Annotated in this window: 10 protein-coding genes and 2 pseudogenes; 8 read left to right on the forward strand and 4 right to left on the reverse strand. The window is 72.7% G+C overall.

Going from position 1 to position 16,595, the window contains the following annotated elements:
* Window positions 1–283 precede the first annotated feature (283 nt).
* Window positions 284–1,177, reverse strand: coding sequence for an RNA polymerase sigma factor SigJ (gene sigJ, locus OCT49_RS03595; RefSeq protein ID WP_283850451.1), 894 nt, complete (start codon window positions 1,175–1,177; stop codon window positions 284–286).
* A 152-nt stretch (window positions 1,178–1,329) separates the two neighbouring features.
* Between sigJ and OCT49_RS03600 the strand changes: the two genes are divergently transcribed.
* On the forward strand, window positions 1,330–2,160 hold the full coding sequence (locus tag OCT49_RS03600; RefSeq protein WP_283850452.1) for an alpha/beta fold hydrolase: 831 nt from the start codon (window positions 1,330–1,332) through the stop codon (window positions 2,158–2,160).
* A 495-nt stretch (window positions 2,161–2,655) separates the two neighbouring features.
* Here the strand turns inward: OCT49_RS03600 and OCT49_RS40020 are convergent.
* Window positions 2,656–3,072 (reverse strand): annotated as a pseudogene (locus OCT49_RS40020) (EamA family transporter); the annotation flags it as partial.
* Window positions 3,073–3,191: 119 nt separating this feature from the next.
* On the opposite strand from OCT49_RS40020, the pseudogene pdxR reads away from it, so the two are divergent.
* The 5 genes and pseudogenes from pdxR to OCT49_RS03630 all read left to right on the forward strand — a co-directional run.
* A pseudogene (pdxR, locus tag OCT49_RS03610) lies at window positions 3,192–4,535 on the forward strand (MocR-like pyridoxine biosynthesis transcription factor PdxR); the annotation flags it as partial.
* Between the two features lie 229 nt (window positions 4,536–4,764).
* Window positions 4,765–6,345: an alkaline phosphatase D family protein gene (locus tag OCT49_RS03615; RefSeq protein WP_283850453.1), complete on the forward strand. Its 1,581-nt coding sequence runs from the start codon at window positions 4,765–4,767 to the stop codon at window positions 6,343–6,345.
* 69 nt (window positions 6,346–6,414) lie between these two features.
* On the forward strand, window positions 6,415–7,788 hold the full coding sequence (locus OCT49_RS03620) for an SWIM zinc finger family protein (RefSeq protein WP_283850454.1): 1,374 nt from the start codon (window positions 6,415–6,417) through the stop codon (window positions 7,786–7,788).
* Window positions 7,785–10,439 (forward strand): DUF6493 family protein, encoded by a 2,655-nt coding sequence (locus OCT49_RS03625; protein ID WP_283850455.1) that lies wholly within the window; start codon window positions 7,785–7,787, stop codon window positions 10,437–10,439. The genes OCT49_RS03620 and OCT49_RS03625 overlap by 4 nt, the downstream gene beginning before the upstream one ends.
* A 252-nt stretch (window positions 10,440–10,691) precedes the next feature.
* Window positions 10,692–12,188, forward strand: coding sequence for a GNAT family N-acetyltransferase (locus tag OCT49_RS03630; protein WP_283850456.1), 1,497 nt, complete (start codon window positions 10,692–10,694; stop codon window positions 12,186–12,188).
* Window positions 12,189–12,342: 154 nt separating this feature from the next.
* On the opposite strand, the gene OCT49_RS03635 is transcribed toward OCT49_RS03630, so the two are convergent.
* On the reverse strand, window positions 12,343–13,593 hold the full coding sequence (locus OCT49_RS03635; RefSeq protein ID WP_283850457.1) for a trans-sulfuration enzyme family protein: 1,251 nt from the start codon (window positions 13,591–13,593) through the stop codon (window positions 12,343–12,345).
* 59 nt (window positions 13,594–13,652) lie between these two features.
* Here OCT49_RS03635 and OCT49_RS03640 point away from each other — a divergent pair, with 59 nt between their 5' ends.
* Both OCT49_RS03640 and OCT49_RS03645 read left to right on the forward strand, forming a co-directional pair.
* Window positions 13,653–14,150, forward strand: a complete 498-nt coding sequence (locus OCT49_RS03640) for an Lrp/AsnC family transcriptional regulator (RefSeq protein ID WP_148837810.1) — start codon at window positions 13,653–13,655, stop codon at window positions 14,148–14,150.
* Between the two features lie 49 nt (window positions 14,151–14,199).
* Complete coding sequence (locus OCT49_RS03645; protein ID WP_283850458.1) at window positions 14,200–15,885, forward strand: DUF885 domain-containing protein; 1,686 nt, start codon at window positions 14,200–14,202, stop codon at window positions 15,883–15,885.
* A 167-nt stretch (window positions 15,886–16,052) separates the two neighbouring features.
* Here OCT49_RS03645 and OCT49_RS03650 read toward each other — a convergent pair whose 3' ends face one another.
* Complete coding sequence (locus tag OCT49_RS03650; RefSeq protein ID WP_283850459.1) at window positions 16,053–16,403, reverse strand: hypothetical protein; 351 nt, start codon at window positions 16,401–16,403, stop codon at window positions 16,053–16,055.
* Window positions 16,404–16,595: the final 192 nt, after the last annotated feature.

Consider the following 16,595-nt stretch of genomic DNA (forward strand, 5'->3'; position numbering starts at 1 on the left):
GCGGCTTTTCCGCGACGTTATTTATTAAAGGTTCCTGTCTTAACGGTGAGACGATAAAACGGGATACCCCCTTGGTCAAGACCAATCCTCAGTCGGTCACGCAGCGGAACGGCACTCTGCCGCAGAGCGTTCACAGGATGTTCGTGGCCCCGTGCACCGGGCGCAGCACGAAGCCCCACGCCGGCCGGGGCGTGGGGCTTCATGCAAAGACGCCGGTGGGACGGGCCGTCCCGCCGGTGCCGACCGGTCGGGTGTCGGCCGGGGGACTGGAAGGCCGGGCCCGCTACTGCGTCGTGGCGGCGGAGAGGTGGGCGACCTTGTCGGGGTTACGCACGATGTACACGCACTGGACGAGCCCGTCCCTGATGTCCACCTGGAGGACCGAGTCGGCCTTTCCGTCCAGGAGCACCAGCAGGCCCGGCCCGCCGTTGAGTTCCAGGAGCCTGGTGTCGAAGTCCGCCGTCGGGTCGGGGGCGACGGCGACGAGGAACCGGCCCACCTTGTCGGCGCTCTCGATGACCCGCAGCGGAGCCCTGGACTTCCCGCCGCTGTCGCCGACGAGCCGCACATCGGGCGCGAGCAGGGCCAGCAGCCCCTCGATGTCACCGCCCGCCGCCGCGGCGAGGAACCGTTCCGTGAGGTCGCGGCGGTGCGCCGGGTCGACGTCGTAGCGGGGCTTGCGCTCCTCCACGTGGTGCCGGGCGCGCCCCGCGAGCTGGCGCACCGCGGCCTCGCTCCGGTCCAGGGCGGCGGCGATCTCCGCGTACGGGAAGCCGAACGCCTCGCGGAGCACGAAGACGGCCCGTTCCAGCGGGGAGAGGGACTCCAGGACGACGAGCACGGCGATCGACACGGAGTCGGCCAGAACGGCCTGTTCCGCCGTGTCGGGCACGGCCGGTCCGAAGTCGGTGACCACGGGCTCCGGAAGCCATGGGCCGACGTACGCCTCGCGGCGCGACTGCACCTGTCGCAGCCGGTCGATGGCCAGGCGGGTGACGATCCTGACGAGGAAGGCACGTGGTTCGCGCACCTCCGCGCGGGACGCGGACGACCAGCGCAGCCATGCCTCCTGCACCACGTCCTCGGCGTCGGCGATCCTTCCCAGCATGCGGTAGGCGACCCCGGTGAGCACGGGGCGGTGGTCCTCGAAGACATCGGTCGCGGTGTCGGCTGTCACCTCTCCATCCCAGCCGACCCGTCGCACCCTGTCCAGCGCGAATCGCCCACCCCCTTGAACCCCGGGCTACCGAACGGTAATTGTTGTTGACAAGACGTCTAAGTCACCTTCAGGCATGGCCTCTTCATGCCGGATCACCCGGGGAGCACCGCATGGCCACCACGGTCTCGTTCAGCGTCGAATCACCACAAGGGCCCCGGACCGTGTCCGTGCAGTACGAACGGACCGGGACCGGCGAGCCGTTGCTCCTGCTCCACGGCATCGGTCACCACCGTCAGGCCTGGGACCCGGTGCTGCCCGTCCTGGCCGGGGAGCGCGACGTGATAGCCGTGGACCTCCCCGGCTTCGGCGGCTCCCCCGCGCTACCCGACGGTCTGCCGTACGACTTGCCGACCGTGGTCACGGTGCTCGGCTCGTTCTGTTCGGTGGTCGGCGTGGACCGGCCGCACGTGGCGGGCAACTCGCTCGGCGGTCTGCTGGCGCTGGGGCTCGGCAGGGAAAAGCTCGTCCGGTCGGTGACGGCGCTGTCGCCCGCGGGTTTCTGGGCCCCGGGAGAGCGGCGCTACGCGTTCACGACGCTGCGGGCCATGCGGCGGGCCGCCCTGTCGATGCCGGTGCCGCTGATCGAGCGGCTGTCGCGCAGCGCGGCCGGGCGCACGACGCTGACCAGCACCATCTACGCCCGGCCCGGCCGTCGTTCACCCGACGCCGTCGTGGCCGAGACCGTCGCCCTGCGGGAGGCGACCGGTTTTCACCAGACGCTCGCCGCCGGCCGGGACGCCCTGTTCACCGATGACGTACCGGGGCTGCCCGTGACCGTCGCCTGGGGCAGCCGGGACCGGATCCTGCTGCGCCGACAGGGCGTCAGGGCCAAGCGCGTCATCCCCGACGCCCGGCTGGTCCGGCTTCCGGGGTGCGGACACGTGCCGATGAACGACGATCCCGCCCTCGTGTCCCGGGTGATCCTCGACACCAGCCGCTGAGTCGGCCCCGGCGGACCCGCCCGCCGCTCCCCGGGTCAGGACGCCCGACCCGAGGACGACCCCGAGCCCGACCAGGAGGCTGCCGCCGGCCTGCGCGACGCCGTACGAACCGGCGCCGACCAGCGGTGCGGTGAGCGCGGCGGAAACCGGGATCAGGCCGGAGAAGAGGGTGGCGCGCTCGGCGCCGATGCGCTGCATGCCCATGTACCAGCAGACAAAGCCGACCACGGTGACCACCGCCGCCTGCCACACCAGCGCGAGGGCCTCCGCCGCCGTGGGCGTCCGCAGCACGCCGCCGCCGTCCAGGACGACGCCCAGCAGCACCGACTCGACGGCGGCGACGGCGCAGACCGTGGCGGACAGCAGCCGCGGCCCGAGCGGTCGCAGCACGGGGACGGCGAGGACCGCGAAGCCGACCTCGCCCGCCAGGGCCCCTGCCGAGCAGAGGACGCCCGCCAGGTCCGTACGGCCCCAGCCCTGCACCGTGAAGGCCCCGGCGGCGACGAGGGCGGACGCGTACAGCACCGGGCGCGTCGGCCGGCGGCCGTCCAGCAGCGGTACGAGAACGGCGACCAGGATCGGGGCGCAGCCGACGAACACCCCCGGAACAGCGGGTTCCGCGGATCGTTCCGCGGCGAGGACGGCCAGGTTGAAGCCGACCATGCCGACGGCTGCCAGCAGGGCGAGTCTTCCCCACTGCCGCGGGGTGAGGGCGCGCAGCACGGTGGCCGTCCGGGCCCTGCCGTCGCGGGCCAGGACGGGTACGAGCAGCAGTGCCGCGAGGCCGTAGCGCAACGCCTGGCCACCCGCGTACGGATAGTCCCCCAGAACGCTGTTGGCGGTGAAGGAGGCGCCGACGAGGACGCAGGCGAAGGCCGCGAGAAGCGAGCCGCGCAGAGAAGTGGCGTTCATGGGACCGACGCTAGGCAGCCGGGCGGTCCGGTTTAAGGTCCACTTCCATGACGTCTTCGGGGACCAATCCGCCGTCGGACCGCTCGGCCGGTGCCGATGTCGGCTCCGGCGCCTGGGAGTTGCTGCTCCCGGCCGTCGAGGAGCCCGCCCGTCGGCGCGGTCGCGCGCTGCAGGCGGCGTTGCGCGAGGCCGTGCGCTCGGGCCGGCTCGTTCCGGGGACGCGGCTGCCGTCCAGCCGCGCGCTCGCGGCCGATCTGCGGGTGTCGCGCGGGGTGGTCACCGAGGCGTACGAGCAGCTCACCGCCGAGGGGTATCTGCGCAGCGGGCGCGGGGCGGGCACCTGGGTGGGCGAAGCGGTCCGGGCCGCCGCGCCGGAGGTCCGTGATCTCGCGCCGCGCGCCCCCGGCGTACGCGTGGACTTCCGGCCGGGCACGCCGGACCTGTCACTGTTCCCGCGTGCCGCCTGGGCCGCCGCGCACCGCTCGGTGCTCGGCCGGCTGCCGCACGACGCGCTCGGCTATCCCGATCCTCGGGGGCTGCCCGTGTTGCGGGAGGCCCTGGCCGCCCTGCTGGCGCGGCGCCGTGGCGTGGTCGCCGATCCCGAGCGCCTGGTGGTGTGCTCCGGCGTGGCGCAGGCGACGACGTTGCTGGGGTTCGTCCTGCACGGGCGCGGGCTGCGGACCGTCGGCGTCGAGGATCCCGGGAGCCACGAACACTCCGCGCTGTTCGCCTCCGCGGGGCTCGCCACCACCGGTCTGCCGCTCGACGACGAGGGGCTGGCGGTCGAGCCCCTCGTGCGCTCGGGCGTGCGCGCGGTCGTGACCACCCCCGCCCACCAGTTCCCCACCGGAATCGCCTACTCCGCCACTCGTCGCAGCCAGTTGCTGGACTGGGCGCGTGCCGTGGGCGGGCTGATCGTGGAGGACGACTACGACGGCGACTTCCGCTACGACCGCGCGCCCGTGGGCGCGCTGCAGGGGCTCGACCCGCGGCACGTCGCGTACACCGGTTCGGTGAGCAAGTCGCTGGCTCCCGGGCTGCGACTGGGCTGGCTCCTGGCTCCGGCGGACATGACGGACGAGATCGTTGCCCGCAAGCGGACCATGGACCTGGGCAATCCCTCCGTCGACCAGGCGGTCCTGGCCGACTTCATCACCGGAGGCGGTTACGACCGGCAGTTGCGCCGCTGCCAGCGCGCCTACCGCGAGCGCCGGGACACGCTCACGTCGATGCTGGCGGAGTGCTTCCCCGGCACCGCGGTGAGCGGGATCGCCGCCGGGCTCCACATCATCGCCGGGCTGCCCGGACGGTACGGCCCCGAGTCGGTGCTCCTGGCGCGTGCGGCCCGTGCCGGAGTGGCCCTGCGGCCGCTCACCGCCGCCGGAACCACCGCCTCCGGGGACCGTGCGGTGAATCTGGTCCTCGGTTACGCGCATCTGGCCCCTTCCGAGATCGAGCGGGGGTGCGGCTGCTGGCGGCGGCCCTGCGGGACCCGGACGGGCCGGACGCCCGGGAGGGCCGGGGCCGGGTGTTCACCTGAGGTTGGTGTGCGCGCCGCCGACGGGCACGAGGGTGGCACCGGCCGACCAGCCGCCCTCGGGGCCTCCTGTCCGGATCGTGCCGGTCGTGGGTCCGGTGCCCCGTCCGGACCGGGTCCCGAGTCCCACCGACCAGTGCCCCGGAGGCGCCTCGATGTCGTACCGTCCCCGTGTTCCGTCCCCCGACCGCCGCAGTGTGCTGCGCGGTTCGATCGCCGCGTCCGCCGCGCTCACGCTCCCCGTGGTGGGCGCCTCGGCCCCCGCGTTCGCGCTCTCCGGCCGGCCGCGCGCGGCGTGGGGTGTGCAGGTGGGCGATGTCACCTCGTCCTCCGCACTGGTCTGGGTGCGCTCGGACCGCCCGGCGCGGATGGTCGTGGAGACCTCCGCGACCGAGTCCTTCCGGCGGGCGCGCACCTGGCAGGGGCCGCTCCTCGGCCCGGGCAGCGACTTCACGGGGACGACCCCTCTGTACGGACTGCCGCCGGGCGAGCAGGTGCACTACCGGGTGACGCTCCTCGATCCCCAGGACCCGCGCCGGAGCGGGAAGCCGGTGCACGGGACCTTCCGGACGGCGCCCGCCCGGCGCAGGGACGGGGTGCGCTTCCTGTGGTCGGGGGACATCGCGGGACAGGGCTGGGGCATCAATCCGGACATCAGCGGCTACGTGGTCTACGACGAGATGCGCCGCCTGGACCCGGACTTCTTCCTCTGCAGCGGCGACAACATCTACGCGGACGGCGTCATCGAACCGAGCGTGACGCTGCCCGACGGACGGGTCTGGCGCAACGTCACCACCGAGGAGAAGTCGAAGGTCGCCGAGACCCTCGCCGAGTACCGCGGGAACTTCCGCTACAACCTGCTCGACCGCAACCTCCGCGAGTTCAACGCGCAGGTTCCCTCGATCGTCCAGTGGGACGACCACGAGGTGCGCAACAACTGGTACCCCGGGCAGATCCTCGACGACGCCCGGTACACCGAGAAGGACGTGGACGTGCTGGCGGCCCGTTCGACGCGGGCGTTTCGCGAGTACTTCCCCGTGTCCACGCCGCACGGTCCGGCCGGGGAGGACCGGATGCACCGGGTGGTGCGGCACGGTCCGCTGCTCGACGTGTTCGTCCTCGACATGCGGTCCTTCCGCAACGCCAACTCGCCCGGCCGGCAGGCCGACGACACGACGGGCATCCTCGGTGCCGAGCAGCTGAGGTGGCTCAAGCACGAGCTCTCCCGGTCCCGCGCGGTGTGGAAGGTGATCGCGGCGGACATGCCGCTGGGGCTGGTGGTCCCCGACGGCGCGACGGACTTCGAGGCGGTCGCCCAGGGCGATCCGGGAGCTCCGCTCGGGCGTGAGCTGCAGATCGCGGAACTGCTCCGGTTCATCAAGCACCGGAGGATCACCGGCACGGTCTGGCTGACGGCCGATGTGCACTACACGTCGGCGCAGCACTACGCGCCCGAGCGTGCGGCGTTCAAGGACTTCGCGCCGTTCTGGGAGTTCGTGTCGGGGCCGCTGGCCGCCGGTCAGTTCCCGGCCAACGCCCTCGACGCGACGTTCGGCCCCGACCGGGTCTTCGTGCGGGCTCCCGACCGGGCGAACGTGTCGCCGATGGAGTCGCCGCAGTACTTCGGGCAGGTGGACATCGACGGCGACAGCGGCGAACTGACCGTGCGGCTGCGGGCGCAGGGCGGGGCGGTGCTGTTCAGCAAGGTGCTGCGGCCGGGGCGCGTCGGACAGTGAACCCGTCGGCGATCGGCCCCCGGTGACGGCCGGGGGCCGATTGTCAGTGGTGGGTTCTACGGTTTTTCCATGACCCGATCCGTTCAGGCATTGGCCTACGCGCGCCCGTCCGCCCTGGAGTCCTCGCAGACGGGGCAGCTCCTCGGGCTGGAGACCTCCGGTGGCCTCACCCCACGGGGCGCCGAGCTCCACCCCCGGTTCTTCTCCGGCTTTCTCACCTCGCCGAGGATCGCGGCCCAGGGTCTCCTGGCCGTGGCGGACGTGGCGTCCACGCGCTACTACCAGCGCACGCTGCCCGCGTCGCTCGACCCGGTGGTGACGGGCAACGGAGACCGGTTGCGCTTCGAGTCGTTCTCCGGCTGCTGCGGTGTGTACGCGCGCCTCGACGTGCTGCGGGAAGGTCTGGACGGTCAGCGGACGGGTCACGGCACCACGAACGTGGACGTCAACAATCCGCTGCGGCAGGCGCTTTCGCGGATGGCCGGGGACGATCCGCTGCATCTGCGGGTGGGCCCGGACGAGATGGCCGTGACCACGCTGGACGGTCCGGTCGTGGAGAAGAAGGTGCCGCTGCCCGACCGGTGGCTGCGCGGCTTCGCCGAGGCGCAGGTGGTGTCCGCCGGCTTCGATCTCCGGGCCGAGCTCCCGGCCGCCGAGGCCGTCCGGTTCCTGCGTTCGCTGCCGCGTTCGTCGGGCAACGCCTCGCGGGGCGCCCGCTGGGTGATACCCGCCGGGAAGACGCTTCGACCGACGACCCGGCCGGTGGCGGGTGCGGTGTGCCTGCCGGGCCCGGAGCGGCTCGCCGCACTGCAGCGGGTGCTGCGTCATGCCACGTCGCTGCGGGTGTACGGGCCGGTCACCGACGGGGCGGCCACCGCGAGCGCCTGGGAGGTCGTGCTGCCGGGCATGCGTCTCACCCTGACGCTCTCGCCCGATGCCGCGCGCGGTTTCTCGGGCGAGGGCGGGGTGCTCGACGCCCTGGCCACCGACGACGCGGCGGCCGACGCCGAGCTGGTGTCGGTGCTGCTGGCCTGGGAGCCCCGGATCGACCCCGCCGATCTGGCGGAGCAGTCCGGTCTCACGGTGGAACGGGTACGGGCCGCGCTCACCCGGCTGGGCACGGCGGGCCGGGTCGGCTACGACCTCGCCGACGCGGCCTACTTCCACCGCGAGCTGCCGTACGACGCCGACCGGGCCGAGCGCCACAATCCGCGTCTGGTGGCGGCGCGACAACTGGCAGGTTCGGGCGCGGTGGTGCTCGATGGGGACGTGGCTGCCGTGTCCTCGGGAGAACGCCGTTATCAGGTGAGGGAGAAGGACGGAATGCTGAGCTGTACCTGCCAGTGGTGGGTCGACTACCGGGGGCGGCGGGGCCCGTGCAAGCACGCCCTGGCCGTCCGGATGGTCCGCCGTGGTGCGCCGGTCGCCGGGGGTGTGCGATGAAGGAGCTCCTCATCGCCGTACGGGAATCGCCCGCGCACCACGTGCCGCCCCTGCTGGCCGGGATGGACCGGGCGGAGCGCAGGGCGGCGCTGGCCGAGCTGAAGGCGCTCCGGAAGGAGGTCCGGGGCTGGCGCTGGGAGAAGCAGGGCAAGGTCCGCAGGGCCCTGCTGGTGGCCGGTGCGGGCTGCCACACGGGCGCCGCGGGATGTGCCGCCTGGCTCGGCGGCCGGGACCTGATCGGCTGGGACCGTCCGCCCGTCCCCCTGATCCTCGCGGTCCTGGCGGACCGTGATCCGGAGTGGCTCGGTGACGTCGCACACCGGCTGGCGGCCCGGACCGCGACGGCGGAGGTCGCGTACGAGCTGATCTCCGCCCTGGTCAAGAAGGCGCAGTGCCCCCTGCCCACGACGGAGGGTTTCGTGCGGGGCTGGGTCAGCATGGTGTCGAGGGCGCAATGGCAGCGGCAGCGGAGAACGCCTCTCGTCGAGGTGCTCCGCGCCGATCCGTACACGGTCGACCTCCTGCCGCGGATCTTCGAGATGACGGAACTTCCTCCGGAGATGCCCTGGAGCGACGACCCGGACAGCCCGTGCCGGTGGGGCGCCACGCTGGCCGCGCTCGCGGAGGAGGGCCTGCTGGAGCGGTCGGTGGTCGTCGACGGCTGTGTGGCCCGGCTGCTGCGCGGCGGCAATTCCAGCGAGATGCGTTTCTTCCTGACCGTGCTGCGGGAGCTCGACCTGACCGAACAGGAGGAGGCGGAACGGATCCCGGACTGGGCCGGGATGGCCGCGGACGGCATCTCCACCGTGGCCGGCCACGCCCAGGGGGTGCTCACCCGGCTGGACGGGCGCGGTGAGCTCTCCGTGCGGACCCTGGCGGAGGTCTCGGAGTCGGTGCTGTTCCGCACCGAGAAGAAACTGGTCCGGTCCCAGCTCGTGCTGCTCGGCAAGGTGCTGCGCCGTGATCCGTCGGCGGTCGACGAACTGCTGCCCGCCGTCGGGGGTGCCTTCGAGCACGAGGACATCGACATCCAGGAGCGGGCGTTGAAGCTCCTGGCCCGGTACCTGCCCGCCGCCGGGGCATCGGTGCGGGAAGGGCTCGCCGCGTCGGCCGCGTTGCTGGGGCCGGCGCACCGGACGATGGTGGCCGAGGTGTTCGGCGGTCCGGTGGCCGAGCAGCCCGGCACGGCGAAGTACGAGGAGGTGCTGCCTCCGGTGCCGGTCCCGCAGCCTCTCGATCCGGCACCCGCGACGCTGCCCGAGCTGGTCGAGGAGGTGGTGACCCTGGTCAGATCGACGACGCCGGACGTCACCGCCTTCGAGCGGGCGCTGGACGGGCTGGTGCGCCACGCCCACTCCGACCGGGCGGCGTTGACCGAAGCGTTGCGTGAGGCGCTGACGGGTGAGTGGTGGCTCGGCGGCGGGCCGCAGGCGCAGACCGAGCGGCAGCTCCGCTCGGAGGCAAGCCTCAGGACCGTCCTGGCCACGCTGTTCGGGCAGGTGTCGGTGCGGGCCGTGCAGGAGGAGCGCGCCTCCTGGACCGCTGCCGGAACCTGCTCCCACGCCGCGCTGAACGGGGTCATGAAGGCACGGCTGTGGGAGGCGGCCCACGCGATGCTGACCGGCAGCCTCCCGTTCCTGCTGGCCGTCCCCACCTGGCACACCGGTTCGCTCGAGCCGGCCGTGCTCGTCGAGCGGCTGCGCACGTATCAGCAACTGGACATCCGGCCCGGCGAGGCCGACTTCGCCCAGGCCCTGCTGCGAGTGCGGCGCGGCGATCAGCACGAGGCCGCCGGGGCGGCCGCCCTGCTCGGTACCCCCGAGGGCGACCGGCTGGCGGCATGGCTGCGGGCCGACGAGCCGTTCACTCAGGTGTACCGGTTCGATCTGAAGAGCAGGACCCGGAAGGGCCAGTCGGTCGTCCGGTCGAACCGCCCCCTGATGGCCAGCCGGGAACGCCCGCTCGTTCTGGAGGAGTTCCCCCGTTCCTTCCGTGGCCTGGGCGGGGCCCAGACCCCGGCACATCAGTTCTGTCACCACTGGGGGGAGCACCCGGAGCACTGGGTCGCCACCCTGCCCGAGGACGCCGAGACGATGGCCGCCTGGCTGCTGCCGAACATCGCGACCGGTGTGACGGACGAGATACGGGACACGATCCGACCGCTCCTGCTGCTCGCCGAACTCGACTCGCCCGCGGGCGAGGCCGTTCATCTGGCGGCGGCGTACGGATTGGGTTCCCGGTTCCCGGAGGACCGGCTGACGGCGGTGGACGCCCTGCTGATGCTCGCCACCCGGCAGCAGCTCGACGCGGCGCTGCTCGGCGAACAGCTGGCGATGCTCCTCGGGCATGGCCTGATCAAGCCCAACCGCCTCGCAGATTCCGCCCGTACCGCCGCCACCACCGGCGCGTACCGGACGGTGCTGTCCATGCTGACCGGTGTTCTGCCCGTGCTGCTGGCGCAGGAGAAGGCGCCTCGCGGACTGAGCGACCTGCTCTCCGTGGCCGCCGAGTGCGTCGAGCACTGCGGCGCGACGGGGGCCGAGCCGATACCCGGGCTCGCCGAGACGGCGGGGCGCGGCGGGACGTCGCAGCTGGTGCGCCAGGCGGCACGCCTGAAGGACGCCTGGGAACGGAGTGCGGAACGGGTGTGACGGTGTGGCGGGGTGGCGGTCCCGGGCACCGTGACGAGCGGTGTTCCGGACCGCCGCGCCAGCCGCCGCGCCCGGCACGGTGGATGCTCCGGAGCGGGAGACGGGGCCCACGGGCAGCGGGACCGCCATGGGCTGGGGCCCCGACAGGGACAACAGTGACCGAAAACGACAGGAAAGGGATCAGATTCGCACTTAACCCATCGGTCACAGGCTGTTCGTGATCAGGCAACAACGCTCGGTCAGAGTGAATGCATGACTGATGCGACCTCCACGAAGACCGTCCGCCGCTCCCACCACTGGCGGCGGGACGTGACCGAACTGGCCGCGCTGTTCACCGCGGTCGCGGTGGCCGACGCCCTCGCCAATCTGATCGGGCACCAGCCGGACGGGCCGTTCCTGCTGGTCGCCTCGGCCGTGGTGCTGGCGGTGACGGCCGGCTTCCACACCTGGTGGGCACGGCGGCACAGCCACGCACCGCCGCCGACCGGTTCCGGTCGCCCCGACGGGGGCGACACGGAAGCCTCCCTCCAGGTCGTCAGCGACATCGGCACCGGTGCCGGTGTCGAGGGGAAAGCACCCGCGGGCGCACCCGTCGCCGAAGGGCCCGCATCGGCCCTGACTCCGGCCCCGGCGCCGACTCCGGCACCGTCCGCCGAGGGCACGGCGCTGTGGCGGATGCGTACCACCGTGCGGGACGCTCCCGGCAGTCTGGCGGCGCTGTGCGGCGCGCTCGCCCGGCACCGGGTCGACATCCTCACCCTGCAGACGCACCCGCTGTCGCGGGGCACGGTCGACGAGTTCCTGCTGCGCGCACCCGCCCGGCTCCCGGCCCGGCAGCTGAGCCGGGCGGTCTCCGCGGCCGGGGGCAGCTCGACCTGGATCGAACGGGCCGACGCGCACGATCTGGTGGACGCCCCGACGCGCGTCCTGGGCCTCGCCACCCGCACGGCCCTGGATGCTGCCGAACTCCCCCTGGCGTTGCGTCAGTTGCTCGGCCGTTGCACCATCCGCTCGTCGCCCGCCGTCTCGGTCACCGGCCGCGCGACCGATGAGACCGCACCGGTCGAGGGAGTGCTGGAGGAGACGGTGATACGACTGCGCGACCCGTCCGGCGGCACCCTCACCATCGAGCGCCCCCATCTCCCGTTCACCCCGACCGAGTTCGCCCGGGTCCGCGCCCTGGTCGAGCTCGATGCCCGGCTCGGCCCCCGCGTCCCGCGCGGCAAGGACGTCCTCACCCTCCCCGAGGGCAACGAGATCACCATCCGTCGCGCGGACCACGACGACCTGCCGGCGGCCCGCGCGATGCACGGCCGCTGCTCCGAGCAGACGCTGCGGCTGCGCTACCACGGCCCGGTCCGCGATGCGGACCGGTACCTCGACCACCTGCTGAGTCCGCGGTTCGGCCGCACCCTGGCCGCGCAAACGGAGTCCGGCCGGCTGGTCGCCCTCGGCCACCTGCTCTGGGACGGCGACGAGACCGAGGTGGCCCTCCTCGTCGAGGACGAGTGGCAGCGCCGGGGCATCGGTTCCGAACTGCTCGGCCGCCTGGTGGCGCTCGCCGCCGAGGCCGGATGCGAGAGCGTCTACGCCGTCACCCGGGCCTCCAACACCGGCATGGTCGCCGCGATGCGCGCGCTGTCCCTGCCGCTGGACTACCAGATCGAGGAGGGCACCCTGGTCGTCACCGCCCGGCTGGACGCCACCGCGGTCCGCTCGCTGCCCCCGTACGAGCAGGCCGGGCGCTGACACCGCCCGGCCCCGGGACGTCCTGCCCGGCGGTCCGCACGGAGCACCCCTCCGACGGTCCGCACGGGACACCATGCCCGACGTCCCGTACGGAACACCCTTCCGGTGCTCCGCACGGGACCCCCGGCCCGGCAACCTGTGCAGGAGGGAGGCCCTACCCGGCAACCTGTTCGGGCAGGGCGTTCCGGCGGGCGTCCTCACGGTCCTGGGCCTCGCGGTCCCGGGCCTCCTGCGGGACGCCGTCCGCCGATGCGTCCAGCGCCTGGCACAGATCGGCCCACAGGTCCTCGACGTCCTCCAGCCCGACCGACATGCGCAGCAGCCGGTTCCCGACCCCGGCCGCCTGCCGGTCCCCCTCGTCCACGATGCGGTGGCTGATGGAGGCCGGGTGCTGGATCAAGGTGTCCACGCTGCCGAGGCTGACCGCGGGCGTGATGAGCCGTACGGCCGAGATCACCCGGTGGGGGTCCCCGTGGACCTCGAACGAGACCATCGCGCCCCCCACCTTCGGGTAGTGGACCCTGGCTGTGCGCGGATCGGCGGTCAGTCTGCGGGCCAGCTCGGCGGCGCTCGCGGAGGCCGCCCGCACCCGTACCGGAAGCGTGGCGAGGCCGCGCAGCAGCAGGTATCCGGCCATCGGGTGCAGCACCCCGCCGGTGGCGAAGCGGATCTGCCGCAGCCCGGCGGCGAACTCCTCGTCGCAGGCGACGACCCCGCCCATCACGTCGCCGTGTCCGCCCAGGTACTTGGTGGCGCTGTGCAGCACGATCCGCGCGCCGTCCTCGAGGGGCCGCTGGAGCACGGGGGTGGCGAAGGTGTTGTCGACGAGCAGCGGCACGGAGCCGCAGGAGTGCGCGATCGCACGGATGTCGACCTCGGCGAGCGTCGGGTTGGCGGGCGTCTCCACCATCACCAGGCCGGTGTCCGGGCGGATCGCGTCGGCGATTCCCGCCGGGTCGGTCCAGGTCACCTCCGTGCCCAGCAGACCGGCGCCGAGCAGGTGGTCACTGCATCCGTAGAGCGGGCGGACGGCGACCACGTGGCGCAGTCCCGCGCTCGCCCGGACCAGCAGCACGGCGGTGAGCGCCGCCATTCCGCTGGCGAACGCCACGGCGCTCTCGGCCCCTTCGAGTCGGGCCAGAGCGGTCTCGAACCGGGCCGCCGTCGGGTTGTCCAGCCGGGCGTAGACCGGCGGCCCTTCGAGCTTGGCGCCGGTGGCGGCGAAGGCGTCGATCCGCTCGGCCTCGCCCCTGGCGTCGTACGAGGGGTAGGTGGTGGACAGGTCGATCGGCGGGGCGTGCAGTCCGAGGGCCGCGAGATCGTCGCGGCCCGCGTGCACGGCTTCGGTGGCCAGCGCCCTGGACCGGGTTGCCGTCGGGGGCGCCATCGAGGTTTCGGTGTCCATGCCATCACTCTGAACATTCACCGGGTGTATGCGGGAATGTCCCGTGCTACGTTCGCCAAATGGCTGATTCCGTCGTTCTTGATCCGGTGGATCTGCATATTCTGCGGCTGTTGCAGAACGATGCCCGGACCACTTACCGCGAGCTGGCCGCCGAGGTCGGCGTGGCGCCGTCGACCTGCCTGGACCGGGTGGCCAGGCTGCGGCGCACCGGCGTCATCCTCGGCCACCAGTTGCGTCTGGACCCCGCGCGGCTCGGCCGCGGCCTGGAGGCGCTGCTCTCCGTGCAGGTCCGCCCGCACCGCAGGGAGCTCATCGGCCCGTTCGTCGAACGCATCAGGACGCTGCCGGAGTCCCGTGCGCTCTTCCATCTGACCGGCCCGGACGACTATCTGGTCCATGTGGCGGTCACGGGCACGGCCGATCTGCAACGCCTCGTGCTCGACGAGTTCACCTCGCGCCGCGAAGTGGCACGGGTCGAGACCCGGTTGATCTTCCAGCAGTGGGAATGCGGGCCGCTGCTGCCGCCGGCCGCGGAACCGGCGGAGTCCGGCCGCTGAAGCCGAATGACGATGGCGCGAAAGCCCCCTGCCGTACGAGGATGTCCACATGCCAGACACTTCCAGCAGCGCGCTGCCCCGCCAGGTCGCCGACGCCTACGTCGACGCCTACGTCGCACTCGACCCGATCGCCGGTACGTACCTGGGCGTCGCGGAGAGTTCGCGCCGTCTCCCCGACTTCTCCCCCGCCGGCCAGGAAGCCCTCGCCGAGCTGGCCCGTACCACCCTGGCGAAGCTCGACGCCGCGGAGCGGCTGCCCGGCGCGGACGACGATGCCGAGCGCCGCTGCGGCCGTCTGCTGCGCGAGCGCCTCACGGCGGAACTCGCCGTCCACGACGCCGAAGAGGGGCTGCGCACGGTCTCCAACCTGTCCTCCCCGGCGCACAGCCTCCGTGAGGTGTTCACGGTGACGCCGACCGGGACCGACGAGGAGTGGGCGGCGGTCGTGGACCGGCTGCGGGCCGTCCCCGCCGCGCTGGAGGGCTACCGCGAGTCGCTCGCGCTGGGCCTGGAGCGCAAGCTGTACGGCGGGCCGCGCGCCACCGCCACCTTCATCGGCCAGCTCGACGAGTGGGCCGGCGAGAACGGCACGGGCTTCTTCCAGGACTTCGTGGCCGCCGGTCCGGAGGGGCTCCGTGCCGATCTGGACGACGGCGCCCGGCTGGCGGGCGAGTCGGTCGCCGCGCTCCGCGACTGGATGCGCGACGTGTACGCGCCCGCGGTGGAGGGCGCGCCGGACACGGTGGGCCGCGAGCGGTACGCCCGCTGGTCGCGCTACTACAACGGCACCGACCTGGACCTCGACGAGGCGTACGCGTACGGCTGGTCCGAGTACCACCGGCTGCTCGCCGAGATGCGGGTCGAGGCCGAGAAGGTGCTGCCCGGCGCCGACCCCTGGGAGGCGCTCGCCCACCTCGACGTGCACGGGACGCACATCGAGGGGGTCGAGGAGGTCCGGGAGTGGCTCCAGGGCCTGATGGACGAGGCGATCGAGGCGCTCGACGGCACGCACTTCGAACTCGCCGAGCGGGTGCGGAAGGTGGAATCCCGCATCGCCCCGCCCGGTGGTGCCGCCGCGCCGTACTACACCGGCCCGTCCGAGGACTTCTCGCGCCCCGGCCGCACCTGGCTGCCCACGATGGGCGAGACCCGTTTCCCGGTGTACGACCTGGTGTCCACCTGGTACCACGAGGGTGTGCCCGGCCACCACCTGCAGATCGCCCAGTGGGTGCACGTGGCCGACAGCCTGTCCCGCTACCAGGCGTCGATCGGCGGGGTCAGCGCCAACTGCGAGGGCTGGGCGCTCTACGCGGAGCGGCTCATGGACGAGCTGGGCTTCCTGCCCGACCCGGAGCGCCGTCTCGGCTATCTGGACGCGCAGATGATGCGGGCCTGCCGGGTGATCGTGGACATCGGCATGCACGCGGAGATGGAGATCCCGGCGGACTCCCCGTTCCACCCCGGTGAGCGGTGGACCCCCGATCTGGCACAGGAGTTCTTCGGCAACCACAGCGGTCGTCCCGCCGACTTCGTGGAGAGCGAGCTGACCCGCTATCTGTCGATGCCGGGGCAGGCCATCGGCTACAAGCTGGGCGAACGCGCCTGGCTGCTCGGCCGGGAGAACGCCCGCAAGGCGCACGGCGACGCGTTCGACGCCAAGGCCTGGCACATGGCAGCCCTGTCCCAGGGGCCGTTGGGGCTCGACGACCTCGTGGACGAGCTGTCCGCTCTCTGACCGGCCCTCCGACCCTCCGGCTTCCGGCGAGAGGGTCGGAGAGTGCCGTCCACGCTCCGCAGCTACCGGGGCGACGTTCGACTGTTCAGCGAGTTGCTCATCGACGGCCGCTACGGGTGGGGGACGGCTCGCGAAGAAGGCTTCGGCACCCATCCGGTGGCGAGCGCTCACGAGTGGAACGCCTTCCCCACCTCCAGGACTACGAGGGCGACCCGGAGGCCAGGCCCTTCACCCGTGAGGAACTGCAGCGGTTCCTCGACTACGCCGACGACCGGGTCGTCCGCCCCGTGAAGTCCAAGTGCACGGGCGCCCTTGCCGCCTACCACGACGCCACCCTCTTCAAGGTCGTCCACGGTTGGGACCTTCGCCGGACGGAGACCTCCAAGCTGGATGTTGTCGGCTTCGGGCGCAATCCGCAGGCTCGGCAGTTCGGTCGCTACGACACGCTCAACGTCCGCTACGGCAAGGCCAGGATCGGAACCCCGGACGACGTTCCCTGGCTGCTCCCAGGAGGGCATCCGGGGTGCCCCCTCACCGACAGCCAGATGGGCTCGCCTCCGCAAGATCGGGATCCGGCCCAAACAGGACCGCTCCACCGCGCTGTTCACCCTCGCGGCCGAATTCCCCGCCGCGATTCTCGGGGTCCACATCAAGGCCGCCGTCCAGTGGCAGCAGGCATCAGCCGAGGACTGGGCCGCCTACGCCGCCGG

It is taken from the genome of Streptomyces sp. ML-6 (genome assembly GCF_030116705.1).
Classification (GTDB): domain Bacteria; phylum Actinomycetota; class Actinomycetes; order Streptomycetales; family Streptomycetaceae; genus Streptomyces.